General features: G+C 59.2%; 22 protein-coding genes. 20 read left to right on the top strand and 2 right to left on the bottom strand.

All coding sequences use genetic code 11. The features are described 5' to 3' along the window. The first annotated feature begins 110 nt into the window (after positions 1–110). The 4 genes from mepA (at position 111) to dapB (ending at position 3648) form a co-directional block, all read left to right on the top strand. On the top strand, positions 111–1166 hold the full coding sequence (gene mepA, locus EYD00_RS13170) for a penicillin-insensitive murein endopeptidase (protein WP_034496147.1): 1056 nt from the start codon (positions 111–113) through the stop codon (positions 1164–1166). 99 nt (positions 1167–1265) lie between these two features. Next, the gene (locus EYD00_RS13165; protein ID WP_004439265.1) at positions 1266–1649 is read left to right on the top strand and encodes a methylglyoxal synthase; all 384 of its coding nucleotides are present in this window, start codon (positions 1266–1268) and stop codon (positions 1647–1649) included. A 22-nt stretch (positions 1650–1671) separates the two neighbouring features. Continuing rightward, complete coding sequence (locus EYD00_RS13160) at positions 1672–2694, top strand: glucokinase (RefSeq protein WP_004439264.1); 1023 nt, start codon at positions 1672–1674, stop codon at positions 2692–2694. A 126-nt stretch (positions 2695–2820) separates the two neighbouring features. Beyond that, the gene (gene dapB / locus EYD00_RS13155; protein ID WP_004439263.1) at positions 2821–3648 is read left to right on the top strand and encodes a 4-hydroxy-tetrahydrodipicolinate reductase; all 828 of its coding nucleotides are present in this window, start codon (positions 2821–2823) and stop codon (positions 3646–3648) included. Between the two features lie 21 nt (positions 3649–3669). Here dapB and phnF read toward each other — a convergent pair whose 3' ends face one another. Further along, complete coding sequence (phnF, locus tag EYD00_RS13150; protein WP_004439262.1) at positions 3670–4407, bottom strand: phosphonate metabolism transcriptional regulator PhnF; 738 nt, start codon at positions 4405–4407, stop codon at positions 3670–3672. Positions 4408–4489: 82 nt separating this feature from the next. Between phnF and phnG the strand changes: the two genes are divergently transcribed. The 16 genes from phnG to EYD00_RS13070 all read left to right on the top strand — a co-directional run bounded on the left by phnG (position 4490) and on the right by EYD00_RS13070 (position 18805). Continuing rightward, positions 4490–4951 carry a phosphonate C-P lyase system protein PhnG gene (gene phnG / locus EYD00_RS13145; RefSeq protein ID WP_004439260.1) on the top strand — a complete coding sequence of 154 codons (462 nt, stop codon included), beginning with the start codon at positions 4490–4492 and terminating at the stop codon, positions 4949–4951. Beyond that, positions 4951–5559, top strand: coding sequence for a phosphonate C-P lyase system protein PhnH (gene phnH, locus EYD00_RS13140; RefSeq protein WP_004439258.1), 609 nt, complete (start codon positions 4951–4953; stop codon positions 5557–5559). Before phnG ends, phnH begins: the two co-directional genes overlap by 1 nt. 1 nt (position 5560) lies before the next feature. Beyond that, the gene (locus tag EYD00_RS13135; RefSeq protein ID WP_004439256.1) at positions 5561–6670 is read left to right on the top strand and encodes a carbon-phosphorus lyase complex subunit; all 1110 of its coding nucleotides are present in this window, start codon (positions 5561–5563) and stop codon (positions 6668–6670) included. 133 nt (positions 6671–6803) lie between these two features. Continuing rightward, positions 6804–7706, top strand: a complete 903-nt coding sequence (locus EYD00_RS13130; protein WP_004439252.1) for an alpha-D-ribose 1-methylphosphonate 5-phosphate C-P-lyase PhnJ — start codon at positions 6804–6806, stop codon at positions 7704–7706. Continuing rightward, positions 7703–8479: a phosphonate C-P lyase system protein PhnK gene (gene phnK / locus EYD00_RS13125; protein WP_004439249.1), complete on the top strand. Its 777-nt coding sequence runs from the start codon at positions 7703–7705 to the stop codon at positions 8477–8479. Before EYD00_RS13130 ends, phnK begins: the two co-directional genes overlap by 4 nt. A 4-nt stretch (positions 8480–8483) precedes the next feature. Next, the gene (phnL, locus tag EYD00_RS13120) at positions 8484–9191 is read left to right on the top strand and encodes a phosphonate C-P lyase system protein PhnL (protein ID WP_004439247.1); all 708 of its coding nucleotides are present in this window, start codon (positions 8484–8486) and stop codon (positions 9189–9191) included. Then, positions 9188–9805 (top strand): transferase hexapeptide repeat family protein, encoded by a 618-nt coding sequence (locus tag EYD00_RS13115; protein WP_004439245.1) that lies wholly within the window; start codon positions 9188–9190, stop codon positions 9803–9805. Before phnL ends, EYD00_RS13115 begins: the two co-directional genes overlap by 4 nt. 214 nt (positions 9806–10019) lie before the next feature. Beyond that, entirely contained in the window at positions 10020–10880 is an 861-nt protein-coding gene (gene phnC, locus EYD00_RS13110; RefSeq protein ID WP_004439244.1) for a phosphonate ABC transporter ATP-binding protein, read from the top strand. A gap of 86 nt (positions 10881–10966) precedes the next feature. Further along, complete coding sequence (gene phnD, locus EYD00_RS13105) at positions 10967–11872, top strand: phosphonate ABC transporter substrate-binding protein (RefSeq protein ID WP_004439243.1); 906 nt, start codon at positions 10967–10969, stop codon at positions 11870–11872. A 70-nt stretch (positions 11873–11942) separates the two neighbouring features. Next, positions 11943–12929, top strand: coding sequence for a phosphonate ABC transporter, permease protein PhnE (gene phnE, locus EYD00_RS13100; protein WP_004439242.1), 987 nt, complete (start codon positions 11943–11945; stop codon positions 12927–12929). After that, positions 12929–14278, top strand: coding sequence for a phosphonate ABC transporter, permease protein PhnE (phnE, locus tag EYD00_RS13095; protein WP_004439241.1), 1350 nt, complete (start codon positions 12929–12931; stop codon positions 14276–14278). Before phnE (EYD00_RS13100) ends, phnE (EYD00_RS13095) begins: the two co-directional genes overlap by 1 nt. Before the next feature lie 274 nt (positions 14279–14552). Beyond that, positions 14553–15251 (top strand): DUF1045 domain-containing protein, encoded by a 699-nt coding sequence (locus EYD00_RS13090; protein WP_161794455.1) that lies wholly within the window; start codon positions 14553–14555, stop codon positions 15249–15251. Next, positions 15248–16384 carry an alpha-D-ribose 1-methylphosphonate 5-triphosphate diphosphatase gene (locus EYD00_RS13085; RefSeq protein WP_004439239.1) on the top strand — a complete coding sequence of 379 codons (1137 nt, stop codon included), beginning with the start codon at positions 15248–15250 and terminating at the stop codon, positions 16382–16384. Before EYD00_RS13090 ends, EYD00_RS13085 begins: the two co-directional genes overlap by 4 nt. Further along, entirely contained in the window at positions 16381–16977 is a 597-nt protein-coding gene (gene phnN / locus EYD00_RS13080) for a phosphonate metabolism protein/1,5-bisphosphokinase (PRPP-forming) PhnN (protein ID WP_004439238.1), read from the top strand. Before EYD00_RS13085 ends, phnN begins: the two co-directional genes overlap by 4 nt. Before the next feature lie 86 nt (positions 16978–17063). Next, positions 17064–18104 (top strand): AraC family transcriptional regulator, encoded by a 1041-nt coding sequence (locus EYD00_RS13075; RefSeq protein WP_004439237.1) that lies wholly within the window; start codon positions 17064–17066, stop codon positions 18102–18104. A 455-nt stretch (positions 18105–18559) separates the two neighbouring features. Beyond that, a complete protein-coding gene (locus tag EYD00_RS13070) occupies positions 18560–18805 on the top strand; it encodes a response regulator transcription factor (RefSeq protein WP_022555391.1) in 246 nt (81 codons plus the stop codon). A 220-nt stretch (positions 18806–19025) separates the two neighbouring features. Here EYD00_RS13070 and EYD00_RS13065 read toward each other — a convergent pair whose 3' ends face one another. Beyond that, positions 19026–20015 (bottom strand): Ldh family oxidoreductase, encoded by a 990-nt coding sequence (locus tag EYD00_RS13065; protein WP_004439236.1) that lies wholly within the window; start codon positions 20013–20015, stop codon positions 19026–19028. Between the last annotated feature and the right edge of the window lie 51 nt (positions 20016–20066).

Raw genomic sequence — 20066 nt, 5'->3', positions numbered from 1 at the left:
CAGCGTCGTTATCCCGCCCTGAAGGGCAACACGAAACACGGTTTTAACAAAATCCCGTTCCAGTTTATTCTTGGGGCAAGAGAATCAACTGATCGGGCGGGCACGGCTATATGACGGCGGGATCATCGAGAATTTTCAAGGCGACCATGCTGGCGATGTCGGTCGTCTCGTCGCTGCAGCTGCAGATCGAAACCGCGTCAGCCGAAGACAGGCCCGCAAAAGAAGTGTTCGGCCACATGGCGCTGCCTTCTGCCGCAGCATCCCAGCCGATCGGCTCCTATGCCAAGGGTTGCCAGTCCGGCGCAGTCGCCATGCCAACGGATGGTCCCGGTTGGCAGGCCATGCGCCTTTCGCGCAACCGGCGCTGGGGCCAGCCGCAGCTGATTTCCTTCCTTGAGCAATTTTCGCAGGACGCCCAGAAAATCGGCTGGCCGGGCCTGCTGCTCGGCGACATTTCCCAGCCGCGCGGCGGTCCGATGCTGACAGGCCATGCCTCGCACCAGATCGGCCTCGATGTAGATGTCTGGTGGCGGCCCATGCCCACGCCTCGGCTCACTGTCGAACAGCGCGAAACGGTGCCCTTTATCTCCATGCTGGACAAGAGCAAGTTTCTGACGGTTGACGACCGCAAGTGGTCGCCGCTGAACGCACGGCTGGTGATGATGGCGGCAAGTTACCCGCAGGTGGAGCGTGTTTTCGTCAACCCGGCGATCAAGCAGAAGCTCTGCCAGACCTGGACCGGCGATCGCACCTTCATGGGCAAGATCAGGCCGATCTACGGCCATGACGAGCATTTCCACATCCGTCTCGAATGCCCGCCCGGCGCGCCGAACTGCAAGCCGCAGGCCGCCGTCGGCAAGGGCGATGGCTGCGACAAGTCTCTTGCCTGGTGGTTCACTAAGGAGCCATGGGCGCCGCCGAAAAAGGACCCCAATGCCAAGCCGGTGAAACCGCGTCCCGTCATGGTTTCCGACCTGCCCGCTGCCTGCGCCGCCGTGGCCGCCGCTCCTTCCGCCAACCCCGAGGGGATTGCAGCCCAGGCTTATTCAACTTCGCCGACCCAAGCCGTGCGCCAGCAAAGCGTGGAACAGGTCATTCAGGCGGCCCCCGCCCTGCAGCCGCCTTCGGATATTCCACTTCCGACCCAGCGCCCGACATTGAACTGAAACAGAAATGAGGCATTCAACAGCTTCCCTTTTCAAATGGCGGCAAGCTGTTATAGAAGGCTTCAAATCGATTTAATTCTACGGGGACGGGCTGGGACCATGGAAGGACAACGCTGTATCGCGCTCATCGCTCACGACGAGAAAAAGGACGATATGGCGGATTTCGCCCGTCATCACCAGAAGGCGCTTGCCAATTTCAAGATCGTCGCAACCGGTACCACCGGTGGACGGGTGCAGGAAGCCTGCCCCGGGCTTGAAGTCATTCGCCTCAAAAGCGGCCCTCTCGGCGGCGACCAGCAGATCGGCGCGATGATCGCCACTGGCCAAGTGGACATGCTGATCTTCTTCACCGATCCACTGACGGCAATGCCGCATGATGTCGACGTGAAGGCTTTGACGAGACTTGCCACGGTCTATGATATTCCCATGGCGCTCAACCGCGCCACCGCAGAAAATCTCATCGACTTCCACGTCGCCAACTGACCCTCCCACCATGGAACAGGCAATGCCGAAGACGTCCGATACCGAATATCTGTCCTTTCCAATCCTTCTTGGCGACATCGGCGGCACCAATGCCCGCTTTTCCATCCTGATCGATTCCTTTGCGGAGCCCGTGCACCTCACAACGGTGAAGACGGCGGAATACCCAACCATTGACGACGCCATCCAGCAGGCTGTTCTGGACAAGACCTCGCTTCAACCCGTCTCGACCATTCTTGCCATTGCCGGCCCGATCGAAGGTGACGAGATACCGCTCACCAACTGCCATTGGGTCGTCAAGCCGAAGGGAATGCTCGCCAATCTCGGTCTGAAGGACGTCATCGTCATCAATGACTTCGAGGCGCAGGCGCTCGCGATTGCGGCTCTGGATGACAACAACCGCGAAGCCATCGGCTCCGGCAAAAAAGACGTGCTGGCCTCTCGCGTCGTTCTTGGACCGGGCACGGGACTTGGTGTGGCCGGTCTGGTTTATGCGCGCCATATGTGGTTTCCGGTTCCGGGCGAAGGCGGCCATATCGATATCGGCCCGAGAAGCGCGCGTGACTACGCGGTTTTCCCGCATATCGAAACCATCGAAGGTCGCGTCGCTGGCGAACAGATTCTGTGCGGGCGCGGGCTGGTCAATCTTTACCGCGCCGTCTGCAAGGCCGATGGCATCGAAGCCGTCTTTTCCGATCCGGCCGATATTACCGCGCAGGGGCTGACGGGCGAGAATGCACAGGCCAAAGAAACGCTTTCGCTTTTCAGCACCTATCTCGGCCGCGTGGCGGGCGACCTCGCGCTGATCTTCATGGCCAAGGGCGGCGTTTATCTCGCGGGCGGCATTTCGCAGAAGATCATTCCGGCGCTCAAGAGCCCGGAATTCCGGACCGCCTTTGAAGACAAGGCGCCGCACAGCGCGCTGATGCGGACCATCCCCACCTTCGTCGTCACCCACCCGCAGGCGGCCCTTTCCGGCCTCGCCACCTATGCGAGAACACCTTCCGATTTCGGCCTGGCGCTGGACGGGCGGCGCTGGAGGGTCTGATCGCCCGAACCGTTCCGACGTGATGCTTGCGAAGCGGGCGGACGGTCTTTAACGTCAATGCGGAACACATCAAACATCCGATACCGGCGGGTTCCGATCCGCCCGACATGAGAAGTGAGTGACAGCATGGGCAGCAGCGGCATGAAACTGGTGGTGGTCGGCGCGGCGGGCCGCATGGGACAGGCGTTGATCCGCCTCATTCACCAGACGCCGGGCGTTCAGCTGCATGCTGCGGTCGCGCGCGAGGGTTCGGCCTTTGTCGGCCGCGATGCCGGGGAGATTGCCGGTCTCGGCCCCATCGGCGTCGAAATCACCAGCGATCCGCTGCAGGCATTTCTCCACGCCGAAGGGGTGATCGACTTCACTTCACCGGCAACCAGCGTCACCTTTGCCGGTCTCGCTGCACAGGCCCGCATCGTGCATGTCATCGGCACCACGGGCTGCGCGCAGGAAGATGAGGAAAAATTCAAGGCGGCGTCGCGCCACGCTCGCATCGTCAAGTCGGGCAATATGAGCCTCGGTGTCAACCTGCTCAGCGTCTTGACGCAGCAGGCGGCGCAGGCGCTGGATGCGGAGAACTGGGATATCGAAATCCTGGAAATGCACCACAAGCACAAGGTGGATGCACCTTCCGGCACAGCGCTGCTGCTGGGCGAAGCCGCCGCCGCCGGCCGCAACGTCGATCTTTCCACGTCATCCGTTCGTGTGCGTGACGGCCATACCGGGGCGCGTGAGATCGGAACCATCGGCTTTGCCACACTGCGCGGTGGTTCGGTGATCGGTGAACATTCTGTCATCTTCGCCGGCGAAGGCGAGCGCGTCGAACTTTCCCATTACGCCGGCGACCGCTCCATCTTCGCGCGCGGCGCAATCACGGCAGCGGTTTGGGCCTTCGACAAGAAGCCCGGTTTCTATTCGATGCTGGATGTGCTGGGGTTGTCGCAGGCGGAATAGTCTTCCACCTCGATTTTGACCTTAGTTTTCCACTGTGAATTCGACCGTATCGGCCGAGAAGCGGCTGATGGCGTATTGCACCGGCACGCCGTCCATATCTGCGTTCAGTGCCTGGGTTATCAGCAGGATGGCGCCTGGTGACAATTCGAGATCGGCGAGATCGCGCGTATCCGCGTGACTAGCGGAAATGACGGTCGAAATGCGCACGTAGTCTGCCACACCAAGCATCTTGAACGCAGCCGTAATGGAGCCGCTTTTCTGATAAGCCTCTCCTATTCCGGCAAAACGGTCGGCGGGGAACCACGTGGTCGAGCGAGAGACCGGGCGAGTGTCCGCCTTGCGGAGCGTTTCGAGACGTATGAGCGGCGTACCCAGCGGCAATTGCAATCGCGCCGCCAGATCGGCATTGGCCGGCTCGGTGATGTGGGAAAGCAGCAGCGCCTCCATTTCCTTTACCTGATCGCCGATGCCAGCCGTAAAGCGCGTGCGTAGCGATATCGGAAAGCTCAAACGCTCCTTGCGGGCGATGATCGTGCCGCGTCCCTGCATCGGCTCGAGTATGCCCTCGCTCGCCAGTGCGGCAATGGCACTCCGGACAGTATGGCGGTTGACGCCGAATTTTTGCGCCAATGTCATTTCCGGCGGTAACATGCCGGTTTCGTCGTGATCACCAGCGGCGATTTCGCCTCTGATCCGGTCGGCGATCTGCCGCCAGAGCGCCACTCCATTCTTTCTTTTCATCGTTGCCGAAGGGCTCATGTCACACGCTTGTCATTCATCGCCATTACTTGTAGCTTATATTGTATAGTTGTCTATATCAATAGACATTAGAGGTCAAGCAATGACAAACGATACGGCAGACATACACGCAGGCAGAAAAAGAGCGGCAGCGCTCCTTGCCCGCGCCACGGTTCAGGAACTTGAAACGGCCTGGAACCGCCAGGGTGAGAACCCCAAAACGGAAACCGTACGTGGGCCGGAAACCGGGCTGGTGATGGTCAAGGGCCGGATCGGCGGTGGCGGCGCTCCTTTCAACCTCGGTGAAACGACAGTCACCCGGGCGACGATCAAGTTGGCCTCCGGCACCGTGGGTCATGCGCATGTTCTCGGCACCGGTCGCAAAAAAGCCTGGTACGCCGCCGTTTTCGATGCGCTCTGGCAGGAAAGCCCGACACGGGATTTCATCGAGACCGAGCTTCTCTCGCCTCTCGAAAAAAGGCTGACCGCAGAGAAAGAGCGGACAATGAAAGAGACTGCCGCCACACGGGTCGATTTCTTTACCATGGTTCGAGGAGAAGATTGATGGGTGTCAAGGCCGAAGCACTGACGGGCGGTTTCTCCGACGCCGTCTTCGATTCCCAACGGGTTTTCAAAAAACTGATGGACGGCATGGCCCGTCCGGGCACCACACAGGCGGTCGAAACAGCAGTCTTTCCGCCGCTGCCGCTTGCCGCGGCGACCGGAGCGGTTCTGCTGGCGCTCTGTGACCATGACACTCCGGTCTGGCTGAGCAGCGCACTGCGAAAAACCGCTGTCCCCGGCTGGATCGGTTTTCACACTGGCGCAGCTGCGACAGAAGAAAAGGGCACGGCACATTTCGCGGTCTTCGAGGCCGGCAGCGCCATTTCGTCCTTCGGTCTCTTCGCCCTGGGAAGCCAGGAATATCCCGACCGTTCCACCACGCTCATCATCGAGTTGCCTGATCTCGATGGCGGTCGGGAACTGCAGCTTTCCGGCCCTGGCATCCGCCACGTCAACGTGATCAGTCCTTCCGGTCTGCCCGACATATTCCCGAGGCTCTGGGCGGAGAACAACGCCTTCTTCCCGCGCGGCGTCGACGTGATCCTGACGGCTGGCGATAAATTCGTCTGCCTGCCGCGCACGACGCGCATCAAACTCGTGGAGTCATAAGATGTATGTTGCTGTCAAAGGCGGTGAAACCGCCATCGCCAATGCCCACCGGCTTCTGGCCGACAAGCGGCGCGGAGACCGGGACTTGCCTGCCATGACGGTCGCGCAGATCGTTTCACAGCTTTCGCTCGCTGTCGACAGGGTAATGGCGGAAGCGTCTCTCAACGATCAGTCGCTCGCGGCCCTTGCCATCAAGCAGGCGCGCGGCGACATGATCGAAGCCATCTTTTTGCTGCGTGCCTACCGCACCACGCTGCCGCGCTTCGGTTACTCGGTACCGGTGGACACAGCTGATATGACGGTGAAGCGGCGCGTTTCCGCGACTTACAAGGACCTGCCGGGCGGACAATTGCTGGGGCCGACCTTCGATTATACCCACCGCCTGCTCGACCCCTCTCTTCTCGAAGACCAAACGGTCGAAGCAGCAACCCAGCGGGATAGCGAGCCGGAACATGTCATGCGCGTTTCCGATATTCTCGCCCAGGAAGGGCTGATCGAAAGCGATGGCGAGTTGCCGGACGACCATATTGCCGGTGACCTGACGCGGGAACCGATGGAATTCCCGATGTCGCGCGATTTGCGCCTGCAATCACTGGCACGCGGCGATGAGGGTTTTCTTCTGGCGCTCGCTTACTCCACGCAGCGCGGCTACGGCCGGACACATCCTTTTGTCGGCGAGATTCGCATTGGCGAAGTTGAAATTCAGCTAGACGTGGCGGAACTTGGCTTCGCGGTCTCATTGGGCGATATCCAGGTTACCGAATGCCAGATGGTGAACCAGTTCAAGGGTTCGTCCAAGGCCCCTCCGCAATTCACGCGAGGTTATGGCTTGGTGTTCGGTCAGAGCGAGCGCAAGGCGATGGCCATGTCGCTGGTCGACCGTGCACTACGCGCCGGGGAATTCGGCGAAGATGTCGTCGCGCCGGCGCAGGACGAAGAATTTGTCATCTCACACGCCGACAACGTGCAGGCAACGGGCTTCGTCGAACATCTGAAACTGCCGCATTACGTGGATTTCCAGGCGGAACTCGGGCTCGTCCGAAAAATGCGTGCTGATTTCGAAGCGACGAACGCGACTGGCGCGGAATGGATGGGCGATGCGGCCGAATGACTCAGCGGCTGTGCTGCTCGCCGAACCAGTAAGCACAAAAGACGGTCGTTGCTGCAAAGACAGCAAAGAACACGGCTACAAGAATTCCAATCTCCATGAGCTTGTACTCCTTTTTTCACAAGGCTAACGCGCAATGCTTGAAGAAGTTTCATTTGACGACGGACTGGCTGCCTACAACTTCGCCTATCTGGACGAACAGACCAAGCGGATGATCCGCCGGGCAATCCTGAAAGCCATCGCGATTCCGGGTTATCAGGTTCCCTTCGCTTCCCGTGAAATGCCCATGCCCTATGGCTGGGGCACGGGCGGTGTGCAATTGACCGCCTCCATTCTTGGCCCCGACGACGTGCTGAAGGTAATTGACCAGGGCGCCGATGACACGACCAATGCGGTTTCCATCCGCGCCTTCTTCCAGAAGGTGTCGAATGTTGCCGTCACGACCCGAACGAAGGATGCCACCATCATCCAGACGCGGCACCGCATTCCGGAAGAGGAACTGCATTCGGGCCAGGTGCTTGTCTATCAGGTACCCATTCCCGAGCCGTTGCGTTTCCTCGAGCCGCGCGAGACCGAAACGCGCGTCATGCACGCGCTGGAGGAATATGGCCTGATGCACGTCAAGCTCTATGAGGACATTGCCCGCAACGGCCGCATCTCCACCACCTACGCCTATCCGGTGAAGGTGGCCGGGCGTTATGTGATGGATCCATCGCCAACCCCGAAATTCGACAACCCGAAAATGCACATGTCGGACGCGTTGCAGCTGTTCGGCGCCGGGCGCGAGAAGCGCATCTATGCTGTACCGCCCTACACCGACGTCGTCAGCCTCGATTTCGAGGATCATCCTTTTGAAATCCAGCGCTTCGACAAGCCCTGCGCGCTGTGCGGCGCAGAAAATGTCTATCTCGACGAGGTGGTGCTTGATGACAGAGGCGGACGGATGTTCGTCTGCTCCGATACCGATCATTGCGAGGACCGCCGCGCCCATGGCCACAAGGGCCATATGCTGGCGGATGTGAAGGAGGCCGCAGAATGAGCGACGCACCGCTTCTCAAAGTCCGTGACGTTTCAAAATATTACGGTGACCGAGCCGGTTGCCGCAATGTCTCTTTCGAACTTTATCCAGGTGAAGTTCTCGCCATAGTCGGCGAATCCGGTTCCGGCAAAACCACGCTCCTCAACTGCATTTCCACCCGGCTGATGCCAACGGCAGGCAGCGTGGAATATCGCATGCGCGACGGCTCTATGCGCGATCTCTACCATATGGGTGAGGCCGAACGGCGTTTCCTGATGCGCACCGACTGGGGCTTCGTGCATCAGAACCCGGCAGACGGGTTGCGAATGGCGGTTTCGGCCGGTGCAAACGTCGGCGAGCGGCTGATGGCAGTTGGCAACCGGCATTACGGGAATATCAGGCAATCGGCCAGCGAATGGCTGGAGAGGGTGGAAATCGGCACCGACCGTATCGATGATCAGCCGCGCGCCTTCTCAGGCGGCATGCGCCAGCGTTTGCAGATCGCCCGCAATCTCGTCACCTCGCCGCGCCTGGTTTTCATGGATGAGCCAACAGGTGGTCTCGATGTGTCCGTGCAGGCGCGTCTGCTTGATCTTGTGCGTGGCCTCGTTAACGATCTCGGCCTCGCCGTCGTCGTCGTCACCCACGACCTCGCGGTAGCCCGGCTGCTGTCTCACCGCATGATGGTGATGAAGGGCGGCGACGTCATCGAGCACGGCCTGACCGACCGGGTGCTGGACGATCCGCGCGAGCCCTATACGCAATTGCTTGTTTCCTCCATCTTGCAGGTTTGACGCCATGCCGACGCCCCTCATCGTTTCGGAAGTCTTCAAAAGCTTCACCATGCATCTTCGCGACGGCATCGAACTGCCTGTCGTCCGCGATGTCAATTTCTCTGTCTGCAGCGGCGAATGCGTCGTGCTCGGCGGGCCCTCCGGCATCGGCAAGAGCTCGATCCTGAAGATGCTCTATGGCAACTATGCCATAGACAGCGGACAGATTCTGATCCGCCATGAGGGTGAAGTTGTCGACATCGGCAGCGCTTCCCCTCGCACGATCCTCGACATTCGCCATCGCACCATCGGTTATGTCAGCCAATTCCTGCGCACGGTGCCCCGCGTCGCCGCCATAGACGTTGTTGCCGAACCGCTTCTGGCGCGCAGGATTGCCACTGAAGAGGCACGTGAGCAGGCGGCCGCTCTGCTTTCGAAACTTAACCTGCCGCGCGAATTGTGGTCGTTGCCGCCCGCCACTTTCTCAGGTGGTGAACAACAGCGCGTCAACATCGCCCGCGGCTTCATCACCGATCATGCGATCCTGCTCCTCGACGAGCCAACTGCTTCCCTTGATGCCACCAACCGGCGTGTCGTCGTCGAGATGATCAGGGAGAAAAAGGAAAAGGGCACGGCACTGCTCGGCATCTTTCATGATGAAGAAGTGCGGGAAGCCGTGGCCGACCGCATTCTCGACGTTTCGCAGTTTTCTCCGCGGAAGGCTGCAGCATGAGTGTGAAGGTCGGCCTTGAGCCCGTCATCCACGAAACCGCCCGCGTCACCAACAGCGCGATCGGCCGCTACACCGAAATTTCGGAGCGCTGCCGCATCGAGGAGGTCGAGATGGGCGACTATTCCTATGTCATGCAGGACGGCGCCATCTGGTGCGCGACCATCGGCAAATTCGTCAACATCGCTGCCTCCGTCCGCATCAATGCCACCAATCACCCCATGCAGCGGGCGACCTTGCATCATTTCACCTATCGCGCGCGCAATTACTGGGACGATGCGGAAGACGAGACCGATTTTTTTGCCGCTCGCCGCGCCAGACGCGTGGTGATCGGTCACGATGTTTGGATCGGCCACGGCGCCACCATCCTGCCTGGGGTCGCCGTTGGAAACGGCGCGGTGATCGGAGCAGGTGCTGTCGTCTCGAGGGAAGTAGCGCCCTACACCATCGTGGGAGGTGTACCCGCAAGACTGATCCGGGAGCGTTTCCCCGCAGAACTGGGCCGGCAGATGGATGACCTCAGCTGGTGGGATTGGGATCACGGAAGACTGCGCGACGCGCTCGATGATTTTCGCAGCATGTCGGCCGAGGATTTCATCAGAAAATATCGCGGCTGAAACATTACAGACCTGATCGACCCCGGGAAGTTCCCGGGGTTTGCTTTTCAGTTTGGTGTCCTGAAGACGCGGCGGGCCGGTTCCCAGACATTCGCCGGCAAACATGCGGCCGCAACACTTGAGCTCTTTGTAATATTTTCTTCATCAAACTGACATTCGCACTTCACGCACCGCTGTTACGCCGAACCCCGTCAAAAGAAGATTGGACGGGGAAATGAGCTTTCACCTGAAGCAAGTCACGCGCCGTTTCGGCAATCACACTGCGGTCGATTCCGTGAATGTCGAAATTCCGCAGGGCCAGATGGTCGGCGTGATTGGACGTTCAGGCGCCGGCAAGTCGACGCTGCTGCGCATGATCAACCGCCTCGTCGATCCGTCCTCGGGTTCCATTAATTTCAATGACACGGAAGTCTCGTCGCTGAAGGGGGCTGCACTGCGCAACTGGCAGCGCGACTGCGCCATGATCTTCCAGCAATTCAATCTTGTTCCGCGCCTCGACGTGCTCACCAATGTCATGCTTGGACGCCTCAACCACCGTTCCACGGCATTGAGCCTCTTTAACATCTTCACACATGAAGAGCGCCTGATGGCCATCGCCGCGCTGGAGCGGCTTGGTATCGAACATGTGGCCATGCAGGCGGCCGGTACGCTTTCCGGCGGTCAGCAGCAGCGCGTCGCCATAGCCCGCGCCCTGATGCAGTCTCCGAAGATGGTCCTTGCCGACGAGCCGATCGCCTCGCTCGACCCGCTGAACGCCAAGATCGTGATGGACGCGCTGCGCGACATCAATGAGCGTGAAGGTATCACCGTCATTACCAACCTGCACACGCTGGATACCGCGCGCAACTATTGCGAACGCATCATCGGCATGTCTCAGGGCCGCGTCGTGTTCGACGGAACGCCCGCCGAACTGACGGCCGCAGCCGTTACCGAGATTTACGGAACCGATTCTCAGGGATCCGGCATCGACGAGACCATGACCTCGACCAGCATCAATATTCCCGGCGCGCAACTTGCCGCGCGTCCGGTGCAGCAATCTGCCGGTCCCGAACCGCTCGCTCTCGCCGGGCTCTGAGGGAACCGCCCAGCATCGTTTGCGCCCGCGTCAAGGGCCGATGGTTCACAACAAACTCCGGCTTGCCGGGAAACAGGAGAAAGTCCATGTTGAAGAAAATCCTTCTTTCGGCAGTCGCCCTTGGCGTTCTGGCCGGTTCCGCCATGGCCCAGGACGTCAAGGTCCTGCGCATCGGTCTCGACGGTTCCGAAAACGAAGCGGACCAGATCCGCAACACGAAGTGCGTAGCCGATGGCCTGAAGGCCGCGACCGGCGTTTCCGAAGTTCAGATCTTCCCATCGCCGGACTATAACGGCGTCATCCAGGGTCTGCTCGGCGGCACCATCGACATCGCCTCCATGGGCGCTTCTTCCTACGCCAAGATCGCCCTGGCCGATCCGAAGGCCGTTGATCCGATTCTGACCACCGCCGGCGCTGACGGCTCGACCGGTTATTACACGATCATGGTTGCCCGCAAGGACAGCGGCATCAAGACGCTGGCTGATGCCAAGGGCAAGAAGATCGGCTTCGCGGACCCCGATTCCACCTCCGGCTTCCTCGTTCCGAACGTCGCTATTCCGAAGGAAACCGGCGTTCCGGTCAAGGAATACTTCTCCGAAACCGGCTTTGGCGGCGGCCATGAGAACCTCGTTCTCGCCGTTCTCGACAAGAAGTTCGATGTCGGCACCACCTTTGGTTCGGGCGTGGGCAAGTGGGAAGAAGGCTACACGGCCGGCAACCTCTACCAGATGGTCAAGAAGGGCAACCTTGACATGGACGATATCGTCGAAGTCTGGAAGTCGCCACTGATCCCGAACGGCCCGCTGATGGTCACCAACAAGCTCGGCGACGCGATGAAGCAGAAGGTCGAAAACTTCTTCATGGAACTGCCGAAGAAGGACCTCGCCTGCTTCCAGGGCTTCACCCAGGGCAAGAACACCGCCTACATCAAGGTCGACCCGTCTTTCTACCAGACGATCATCGACGCCCGTAAGTCGGTTATCGGCGGCTGATCCTCAGATCATATCCGGAAGCGGCGGTGCCTTGCGGCGCCGCCGCTTTTGCAAATAAAGGAAAAGCGGCATGGCGACCACACTGCACCATGGTACCTTCTCGCCAGAAGGATTGAGCGCATCGTCCCAGACGGTCATGCGTCATTATCAACAGCAGCTTGCGACTCGGCGAATCTATACCGTCATTTCGCTCGTGATCTTTCTCGTCATCCTTGCCGCCTCCCTGAATTTCGCCAATGCGGCCAATTCAGGCAAATTTTTCGAGCGCCTGCCCTATTTCTTCGATTTCATGAAGACCTTCGTACCCGATAGTCCGCTGGAAATCTTCCGGGCCATGTTCGACCTGCCGTCGCCCTATGCGGACGGTTCGCTGAAATACAACTATGTCGCGGATCGCGTTTACATCACCAGCGGTTTCTACATCCCGCACTTCATCTACCAGCTGATCATCACGCTCAATATTGCGCTGGTCTCGACGATCATCGGCACCGGCTTCGCCTTCGTGCTCTGCTTCTTCGCCTCCACCAATCTCGTTGGCGCCGGCCTTGTGCGCTGGTTGGTGCGCCGGGTGATGGAAGTGCTGCGCGCCTTTCCTGAAATCGTCGTCGCCGGGCTTTTGACAGCCATTCTGTCGATCGGTCCGATCGCGGCGATCATCGCAATCTCGGTCCATACCATCGGCGCTCTCGGCAAGCTCTTCTTCGAAGTGGTGGAAAATGCCGACATGAAGCCGGATGAAGGCCTTCGCGCCGCCGGTGCCAACTGGCTGGAGCGGGTGCGTTTCGCCATCGTGCCGCAGGTGCTGCCAAATTTCGTTTCTTATGCGCTGTTGCGCGCCGAAATCAACGTGCGCGCCTCCACCATCATCGGCGCCGTGGGCGGCGGCGGCATCGGCGAAGTGTTCCGGCTCTCCATCGGCAATGATCATGCGTCGAAGACCTATGCCATCATCATTCTGCTGCTGATCACCATCATCGCCGTCGATCAGTTTTCCGGCTGGCTGCGCCGCAGGCTGATCGGCCATCAATCCTTCGAATTCGGACGGGGAGCGGCCTGATGTCTTCCAGCTTCATTCTCAACACTGCCGAGCGCGAGAGGCTGACGGCTGCGCATCCTGAGGTATTCAACCGCAGTTTCATGCAGCGATATGGTCTGCTTGTCGGACTTCTTGCCGTCACCGCCTACCTCGTCGGCTGCTTTTTCCTCTTCAATGTTGGTCCGGCTTTCATGCAGGGCCGATGGGATCGCGCCTCCAGCTACATCCAGGACTGGTATTCCTGGCGCGCCCAACCGCGCCTCCGTTTCGAAGCCGGCAAGGTTGAACCGCAATGGTCGAGCCGCGGTCAATATCCGGTCGATGCGAAGATCGACTGGCTGCAACCCCTGCCCGATGGCGGTTACAGTGTTGTTTATGCGGGTTCGGACAACCGCCTCGATGTGACGCCAACCCGCGTGGATGTCTATGTCGACGGCAAGAACTATCCCGTCATGATCAACGACGACGGCGCGGTTGCACCACAGGGGCTGCCTGCCGAAATACAGCAGGACGGCAAAAAGGTGCTGGTGCATTACGGCTTTGCCGGTCAGGCGGAAATCCGCACCAGTCAGGTTTATGTGCAGCGGCGTTTCCTTGGATGGGCGAACTTCCTGTTCGATACGAAATCGGAATTCTGGGGCAAGGGTTATGGCGAGCTTGCCGCTCTCGCTCTCTGGGGAGAGAGGCTCGATCCCGCGCGCTCCAATCTCAGCCATATGGTCGATGATTTTCTCGACAACAGGGTCTGGCAACACGCCGACATCCTGTCCAAGCTGATGCAAACGCTGGTCATGGCTTTCGTGGGTACGCTTTTCGGCACCGTCGTTGCCCTGCCGCTCGCCTTTATCGCCGCACGCAACATCACCGCGAACAGGGCGGCGAACTGGGGCATGAAGCGCCTTTTCGATTTTCTGCGCTCGATCGACATGCTCATCTGGGCACTGTTCTTCACCCGCAGCTTCGGCCCCGGACCGATCCCCGGCATTGCCGCGATCTTCTTCACCGATACCGGCGCGCTCGGAAAGGTCTATGCCGAGGCGCTGGAGAATGTCGACGACAAGCAGCGCGAGGGTGTCAAATCGGTCGGCGCCTCCCCGATTGCCGTCAATCGCTTCGGCGTGCTGCCGCAGGTTCTGCCTGTGTTTATTTCACAGTCACTCTATTTCTGGGAGAGCAACACCAGGTCCGCCACCATCATCGGTGCGGTGGGAGCCGGGGGTATCGGCCTGAAACTGCTGGAAGCGATGGGCACCAATGCCGACTGGGACAAGGTGGCCTATATGGTCCTGCTGATCCTCTTCGTCGTTTTCCTGTTCGACCACATTTCTAACTCGCTGCGTTCGCGTCTGATCGGGAAAACGCATCATTAAACCCGGCAAGGCGGGACTTCACGTGACGCCGCAAGCGTTCGTCATCCCGCCCCTCACATCAGGAGAAGCGACTGATCCTTTCTCCGTCCCGCGTCCGTAGGGCTAACTTATCCTCAAGCGCACCCTTAACCTCTATGAGGTTCCAGGTGCGCTTTTTTCCATCTGCATCATCATTCTGTCACGGAAAGAGATTACTTCGCACTCCTGACCTTGCGGGAGGCGGGCGAGTCACGCCAAATAGCTTCTCATCCCTGGTTTTCCATGACACCGAAGAGTGCTTGCCGTGCGCTATGCCATCTATTTTTCTCCGGCTAAAGATCATCCTCTGACCGAAACGGCATCCCGCTGGCTTGGACGAAACGCGTTTTCCGGCAGACTGCATGATGACCATGCCGACTATGCGGAGATGACGGAAGAGCCCCGCCGTTATGGCTTCCACGCAACCCTGAAAGCGCCTTTCGAGCTGTCCGAGAAATACAGCGAAGCAGAGCTGCTGGCGGCCGTCGCGGACTTTGCTGCAAGCCAGCCGGCCTTTGACATTCCGCGTATCGTGGTTGGTGCACTTGGGCCATTCTTCGCCTTGGTGCCGGATCGCATTTACCAGCCGCTGCAAGACTTTGCAGCGGAAATCGTGGATCATTTCGACCGGTTCCGCGCGCCCCTGTCCGAAACAGATATTGCCCGCCGCCGGCCGCAGATGCTGACCGAAAGCCAGCGGGAAAATCTGTCGCTCTGGGGCTATCCGCATGTCATGGATGATTTCCGTTTTCACATGACGCTGACCGGCCGGATCGACGAAAGCGAACAGCCCGCCGTGCATGAGCTTCTCTCCGCACGATTTGCCGAATTCACCGACAAACCCCTCACCGTTTCCGGCCTCGCCCTGTTCATTGAAGAAACGCGCGGCGCCCCCTTCACCGTTCACAGCTGGCACCCGCTTGGCCAGCAGCCAAAGGAAGATGCGACACCATGACTGAGCACGCCCTTTCCAACGCCCGTATCGTTCTGGAAGACGATATTATTCTGGGCTCCGTTCTGATCCGCGACGGCAAGATCGCCGATATCAGCGAAGGCGCCTCCAAGACCGGAGAAGATCTTGAAGGCGATTTCCTGATTCCCGGCCTGGTGGAACTGCATACCGACCATCTCGAGCAGCATTATTCGCCGCGCCCCGGTGTCATCTGGGACAAGATTGCCGCCATTCAGGCCCATGACGCACAGGTGGCGGCCTCCGGCATCACCACCGTATTCGATTGCCTGCGACTTGGCTCGGATGAAGACGGTGGTTTCAAAAAAGGTGAAATGCGGGAAATGGCTGACGCCATCGAGGCGGCGGCGGATCAGAACCGCCTGCGCTCGGACCACCTGCTGCATCTGCGTTGTGAGGTCGCTTCCGCCGATGTGCTGGAGCATTTTGAAGATTTCGAAACCGATCCGCGCGTGCGGCTGATTTCGCTGATGGATCATTCCCCGGGCCAGCGCCAGTTCCAGTCGATGGATCAGTATATTTTCTATTATCAGAAGAAGCGCGGTCTGAGCGACGAGGCGTTCGCCGAATTCGTGCGGCGCAGGCAGGCGGCATCGGCGGAATATTCCGCCAAGCATCGTGATTATCTGGCTGCCCGCTGCGCCGAGCGTGGAATCACCGTTGCGAGCCACGACGATGCAACAGAAGCGCATGTCGGCGAAGCGATTGGTCACGGTGTGAAGCTGGCGGAATTTCCCACCAGCGTCGAGGCGGCAAAAGCTTCGCACAGCGCCGGCATGAGTGTCTTGATGGGCGCCCCGAACATCGTTCGCGGCAAATCCCATTCCGGCAACATCGCCGCCCGCGATCTGGCCGAAATTGGTGTTCTGGATGTTCTCTCTTCCGACTACGTGCCCTTCAGCCTGCTCTTCGCGCCGTTCCTGCTTGCCGATCAGGTGGAAGCCATCACGCTGCCGGAAGCTCTGCGTATGGTCACCGCCACACCGGCGCGGACCGTTGGTCTTCACGACCGCGGCCGCATAGCCGGCGGTCTGCGGGCCGATCTGGTCCGGGTTCACCGCGAAGATGGCGTTCCCGTGGCACGTTCCGTCTGGCGTCTGGGCAAGCGCGTGGCATGACCGGCGACGGACAAGATAGCCGGCGCGAGGGATCGCCCGGAACCATGATCGTCATTGTCGGCCCCAGCGGGGCCGGCAAAGATACGCTGATGGATTATGCGGCAATGCAGCTGTCCGGCCGGCCGGGCTTTCACTTCACCCGCCGCGTCATTACCCGCAGTGGCGACGCGGGCGGTGAAAACCACGACGCAGTTTCCATGCAGGAATTCAACCGGCTTGAGAGTGAAGGCGCTTTCGCAGTCTCCTGGCAGGCGCATGGGCTGAAATATGGCATTCCGGCCGCTGTCTATCGTCAGCTGGACGCCGGGGACGTGGTTATCGCCAACGGCTCCCGGTCGGCCCTGCCTCAGTTCGGCATTGCTTTTTCCCGCCTGAAGGTCGTGAATATCGTGGCGCGACCGGAGGTTCTGGCACGAAGGCTGGAACAGCGAGGACGGGAGAGCCGCGACGATATCCTGCGACGGCTGGAACGTAGTTCTCTCTGTGTCGACGGCAATTTTGACGTGATCACTGTGGACAACAGCGGCGCGATCGAAGATGCGGGAAAAACAATGATGCAGCTTCTGGAGCAAAGCGTCCGCAACCGTACATAAAATCCCCGGCCGCACTGCTCGACAAACGGGTGCGCGAGGCTTACCATCAGGCGACAATTTCCAAACATGGTACGCCAAGGCTAGGGATGCCCGAAAAGAGGCTCAGCGACGAAATAACTGTGGTGGCCGGTCTGGCCGCCGGCGTCAGCAATTATGCGCGGGGGCGTGGCATCGATATCGCACCCATCTGCAAGGCTCTTGAGATCGATCCCGGCAATTTCGGAAGTCTCACAGAGCGCATCAGCCTCGATAGATTATGCCGTTTGCTGGAAACCTGCGCCCTGATATCCGGCGACGACGCTTTCGGATTGCAGTGCGCCTCCACTTTTCCCGCCGGCGCGTCCGGTGCTTTCGGATATGGCCTGATCAGCGCCCCGACGGTGCGGGCGTTTCTGCGCTTTCTTCAGGATCACGTCTATTATGCGACCAATAACAGCAATTTCACCATGGTTGCAGATGCGACCGGGGTGACGCTGTCATGGTCTTTTGCACCGGTGATTGTCAAGCGTGATCAATATGTCGATCTGTCCCTGGCAATCCTGATACAGCGACTCCGCGATATTCTGGGAGAGCGCATCCATCAGATCGAGATTGGAATGGAGCGACCGAAACCCGATAATATTCAATTATTTAAAGAACGAATGACGAAGCGGATCAGCTTTTCCCAACCGATCCATACCATGCGCCTTCCCCTATCTCTCCTTGATGTGGCCAATCCCAACGCCGATGAACGCCTGTTCGAATTGATGAATTTGCAATGCCGGATGCTTCGACCGGAGACATCGGCGGACGCGACGCATTTCATCGATCAGGTGAAGCGGTATATGCAGATGAGGCTTTCCGATGCGGAGCTTTCGCTCAGCGAGATTGCCCCTTATTTCAACCTTTCGGAACGCAGTTTTCAGCGTCGCCTTGCCGAACTCGGGACCAATCTCAACGAGATAAAGGATGCCATTCGCAAGAATGCCGGATTCAAGCTTCTGGTGGAAAGTGATCTTCCGGTCTCCGACATCAGTTACCGGCTTGGATATTCGACCCCAGGTGCATTTTCCCGCTCCGTTTCCCGCTGGTTCGGGGCAACACCTACGGATATTCGCCGGAAACACGCGCATCATTCCGCCGGATAATACATGGCTACAGCATCAATATTTCGGAATGAAGCATTAAAGTTGATGAATATATCGACAGTTGTCGCGATGTGTGCCGAAACATAACAATAAAATGAAAAACTTGGCGCGTCATGTTATTTTATCGGTGGAACACATCGATTATTAGAGCGCCGATCTCCTTCGGGTGTGACGAAAACATTCCAAAGCTTTGAAACTGCATTTTACGCCAGACAGATTGTCGTCGCTGGGCGTCGTTGTCGCAGGCCCTCAATGGCTGGAATAGAACGTCCGCATCGGATTTACAGGCTGCGAAAGCGGCCCCTTACCGCCAAACTCCTGAGGCCAGATGAAACCTATTGGCGAAATTGGCGTTTCTGTTCGCGTGTGGACGGAGCGGCCAACGAGCTGGTGTCGGAGAATGAACACTGCCTGCTCCTGCCCGGGAAGGCCAATCTTTTTTGAGGCTGAAAGAAATGTCTTCAAATTCGCCGCATGAATATCGCCAGACGCATGAAGTCGTCCTCTCGGAGCGTGAGCGGCAATATCTGGGGCTGGTCGCGCGGGGCAAACATCCCTCGCACGTCGCCGTGATAGTCGGCGCCGACGAAGCGGACGTCAAGGATACTCTGGAAAAGGTGCGCCACAGGCTCGGTGCGACCAATCTGCTGAATACCGTCAGTATTGCCCTGCTGCGCGGCCTGATCGAACAGGAGGCATAATCGCCACCTGCTCAACTCAAGCTTCCGCGACAAAGTCCTTTCCGGAAGCTGAAAACCGAATGAGCGGCTTTCTGCGTCAAAATCCTTCCATATCAATGGCGGGATCGGCGGACCAAATGGCGGCTGGACATGATGTCCGGTCCCATCGACGCAGATAAACGCAGCCATTTACGGTTTACCCGGCGGGTCACGGTCGACCCGCCGGGTTTTTAATGTCCGGTCAAAGCGATTGAATTTCGCCAAGAATATCGCTTTCGATCACGATACCGCTTTCCAACGCCTGTTTACGGATACCCTGGCTGCGGCGACCGGGCAGGCGGACGTTTTCCTGTTTTTCTATCTCCTGGGCGATAAGAGCCAGCCTTTCGGTAAAGGCAGAGCCGCCTGATGATACAGGGTCTATTGCGATGATGGTGTGTCCGAGCGAGGGGGGCGCACCCTTGTCGTCCAGAAGGGAGGAAGCCTCGAAGGCGAAGTTTCCGCCGGTAATTGCAGCGGCCATGATTTCCACCATCAGCGCCAGCGCTGCGCCCTTGGCTTCGCCCGCAGGAACCATGGTTCCTTCTATGGCCTCCTCCGGATCGGTGGTCGGTCGGCCATTTCTGTCAAGCGCCCAGTCGCCCGGGATCGTCTCCCCCTTCTGGCGCGCCGCCATGATTTTTCCGCGTGCGACCTTGGAGAGAGCCAGATCGATGACGAGTGGATCAGCGCCGCCAACAGGCGTGGCAAAGGCAATCGGGTTCGTACCATAAAGCGGCTTGCTGCCGCCCCAGGGCGCCATGGACGCAGGCGCATTGGCGAACATCAGCGCCACGAGACCCGTTTCTGCAATACGTTCGACGGTCAGCGCCATGACGCCGGCGTGATGGGAACGGTGGATGGCGGCGAGCGCGATCCCCTGCTCGCGCGCCATTTCAGGCAATTCCTCAAGCGCGAGATCGATCGCCGGATAGGCATAACCATGATTGGCGTCGACCGAGAGGACGCCGGGCTTCACCCGTGTGGCCACCGGACGCGCCTTGCCATCGACCTTGCCTACACGCGCCTGACGGACGTAAACGGGTATACGGCGAAAACCATGACCACCCTGCCCGGCGGCCTCGGAGGCGACGAGCGCCTTTGCCACCGAGCGGGCGTTTTGCGGTAGAACGCCGTTGCGCTCAAAGATAGAGGATACGAGATCCTCCGCCTCTGCGATTGAGAATTTCATTCCGGAATGCCTCTGCTTGTGATGTCGTCAAGACCTACACCATCGAAAACA

The sequence above is a fragment of the Agrobacterium sp. 33MFTa1.1 genome, assembly GCF_004328495.1.
Classification (GTDB): domain Bacteria; phylum Pseudomonadota; class Alphaproteobacteria; order Rhizobiales; family Rhizobiaceae; genus Agrobacterium; species Agrobacterium pusense.
The sequence above is the reverse complement of the archived record's forward strand: the minus strand, read 5'-3'. Positions and strand labels throughout refer to the sequence as shown.

What these genes read in the sequence shown, in the direction of transcription:
- mepA (WP_034496147.1), top strand. Translation starts at nt 111, where the DNA reads ATGACGGCGGGATCATCGAGAATTTTCAAGGCGACCATGCTGGCGATG.
- EYD00_RS13165 (WP_004439265.1), top strand. Translation starts at nt 1,266, where the DNA reads ATGGAAGGACAACGCTGTATCGCGCTCATCGCTCACGACGAGAAAAAG.
- EYD00_RS13160 (WP_004439264.1), top strand. Translation starts at nt 1,672, where the DNA reads ATGCCGAAGACGTCCGATACCGAATATCTGTCCTTTCCAATCCTTCTT.
- dapB (WP_004439263.1), top strand. Translation starts at nt 2,821, where the DNA reads ATGGGCAGCAGCGGCATGAAACTGGTGGTGGTCGGCGCGGCGGGCCGC.
- phnF (WP_004439262.1), bottom strand. Translation starts at nt 4,407, where the DNA reads ATGAGCCCTTCGGCAACGATGAAAAGAAAGAATGGAGTGGCGCTCTGG.
- phnG (WP_004439260.1), top strand. Translation starts at nt 4,490, where the DNA reads ATGACAAACGATACGGCAGACATACACGCAGGCAGAAAAAGAGCGGCA.
- phnH (WP_004439258.1), top strand. Translation starts at nt 4,951, where the DNA reads ATGGGTGTCAAGGCCGAAGCACTGACGGGCGGTTTCTCCGACGCCGTC.
- EYD00_RS13135 (WP_004439256.1), top strand. Translation starts at nt 5,561, where the DNA reads ATGTATGTTGCTGTCAAAGGCGGTGAAACCGCCATCGCCAATGCCCAC.
- EYD00_RS13130 (WP_004439252.1), top strand. Translation starts at nt 6,804, where the DNA reads ATGCTTGAAGAAGTTTCATTTGACGACGGACTGGCTGCCTACAACTTC.
- phnK (WP_004439249.1), top strand. Translation starts at nt 7,703, where the DNA reads ATGAGCGACGCACCGCTTCTCAAAGTCCGTGACGTTTCAAAATATTAC.
- phnL (WP_004439247.1), top strand. Translation starts at nt 8,484, where the DNA reads ATGCCGACGCCCCTCATCGTTTCGGAAGTCTTCAAAAGCTTCACCATG.
- EYD00_RS13115 (WP_004439245.1), top strand. Translation starts at nt 9,188, where the DNA reads ATGAGTGTGAAGGTCGGCCTTGAGCCCGTCATCCACGAAACCGCCCGC.
- phnC (WP_004439244.1), top strand. Translation starts at nt 10,020, where the DNA reads ATGAGCTTTCACCTGAAGCAAGTCACGCGCCGTTTCGGCAATCACACT.
- phnD (WP_004439243.1), top strand. Translation starts at nt 10,967, where the DNA reads ATGTTGAAGAAAATCCTTCTTTCGGCAGTCGCCCTTGGCGTTCTGGCC.
- phnE (WP_004439242.1), top strand. Translation starts at nt 11,943, where the DNA reads ATGGCGACCACACTGCACCATGGTACCTTCTCGCCAGAAGGATTGAGC.
- phnE (WP_004439241.1), top strand. Translation starts at nt 12,929, where the DNA reads ATGTCTTCCAGCTTCATTCTCAACACTGCCGAGCGCGAGAGGCTGACG.
- EYD00_RS13085 (WP_004439239.1), top strand. Translation starts at nt 15,248, where the DNA reads ATGACTGAGCACGCCCTTTCCAACGCCCGTATCGTTCTGGAAGACGAT.
- phnN (WP_004439238.1), top strand. Translation starts at nt 16,381, where the DNA reads ATGACCGGCGACGGACAAGATAGCCGGCGCGAGGGATCGCCCGGAACC.
- EYD00_RS13075 (WP_004439237.1), top strand. Translation starts at nt 17,064, where the DNA reads ATGCCCGAAAAGAGGCTCAGCGACGAAATAACTGTGGTGGCCGGTCTG.
- EYD00_RS13070 (WP_022555391.1), top strand. Translation starts at nt 18,560, where the DNA reads ATGTCTTCAAATTCGCCGCATGAATATCGCCAGACGCATGAAGTCGTC.
- EYD00_RS13065 (WP_004439236.1), bottom strand. Translation starts at nt 20,015, where the DNA reads ATGAAATTCTCAATCGCAGAGGCGGAGGATCTCGTATCCTCTATCTTT.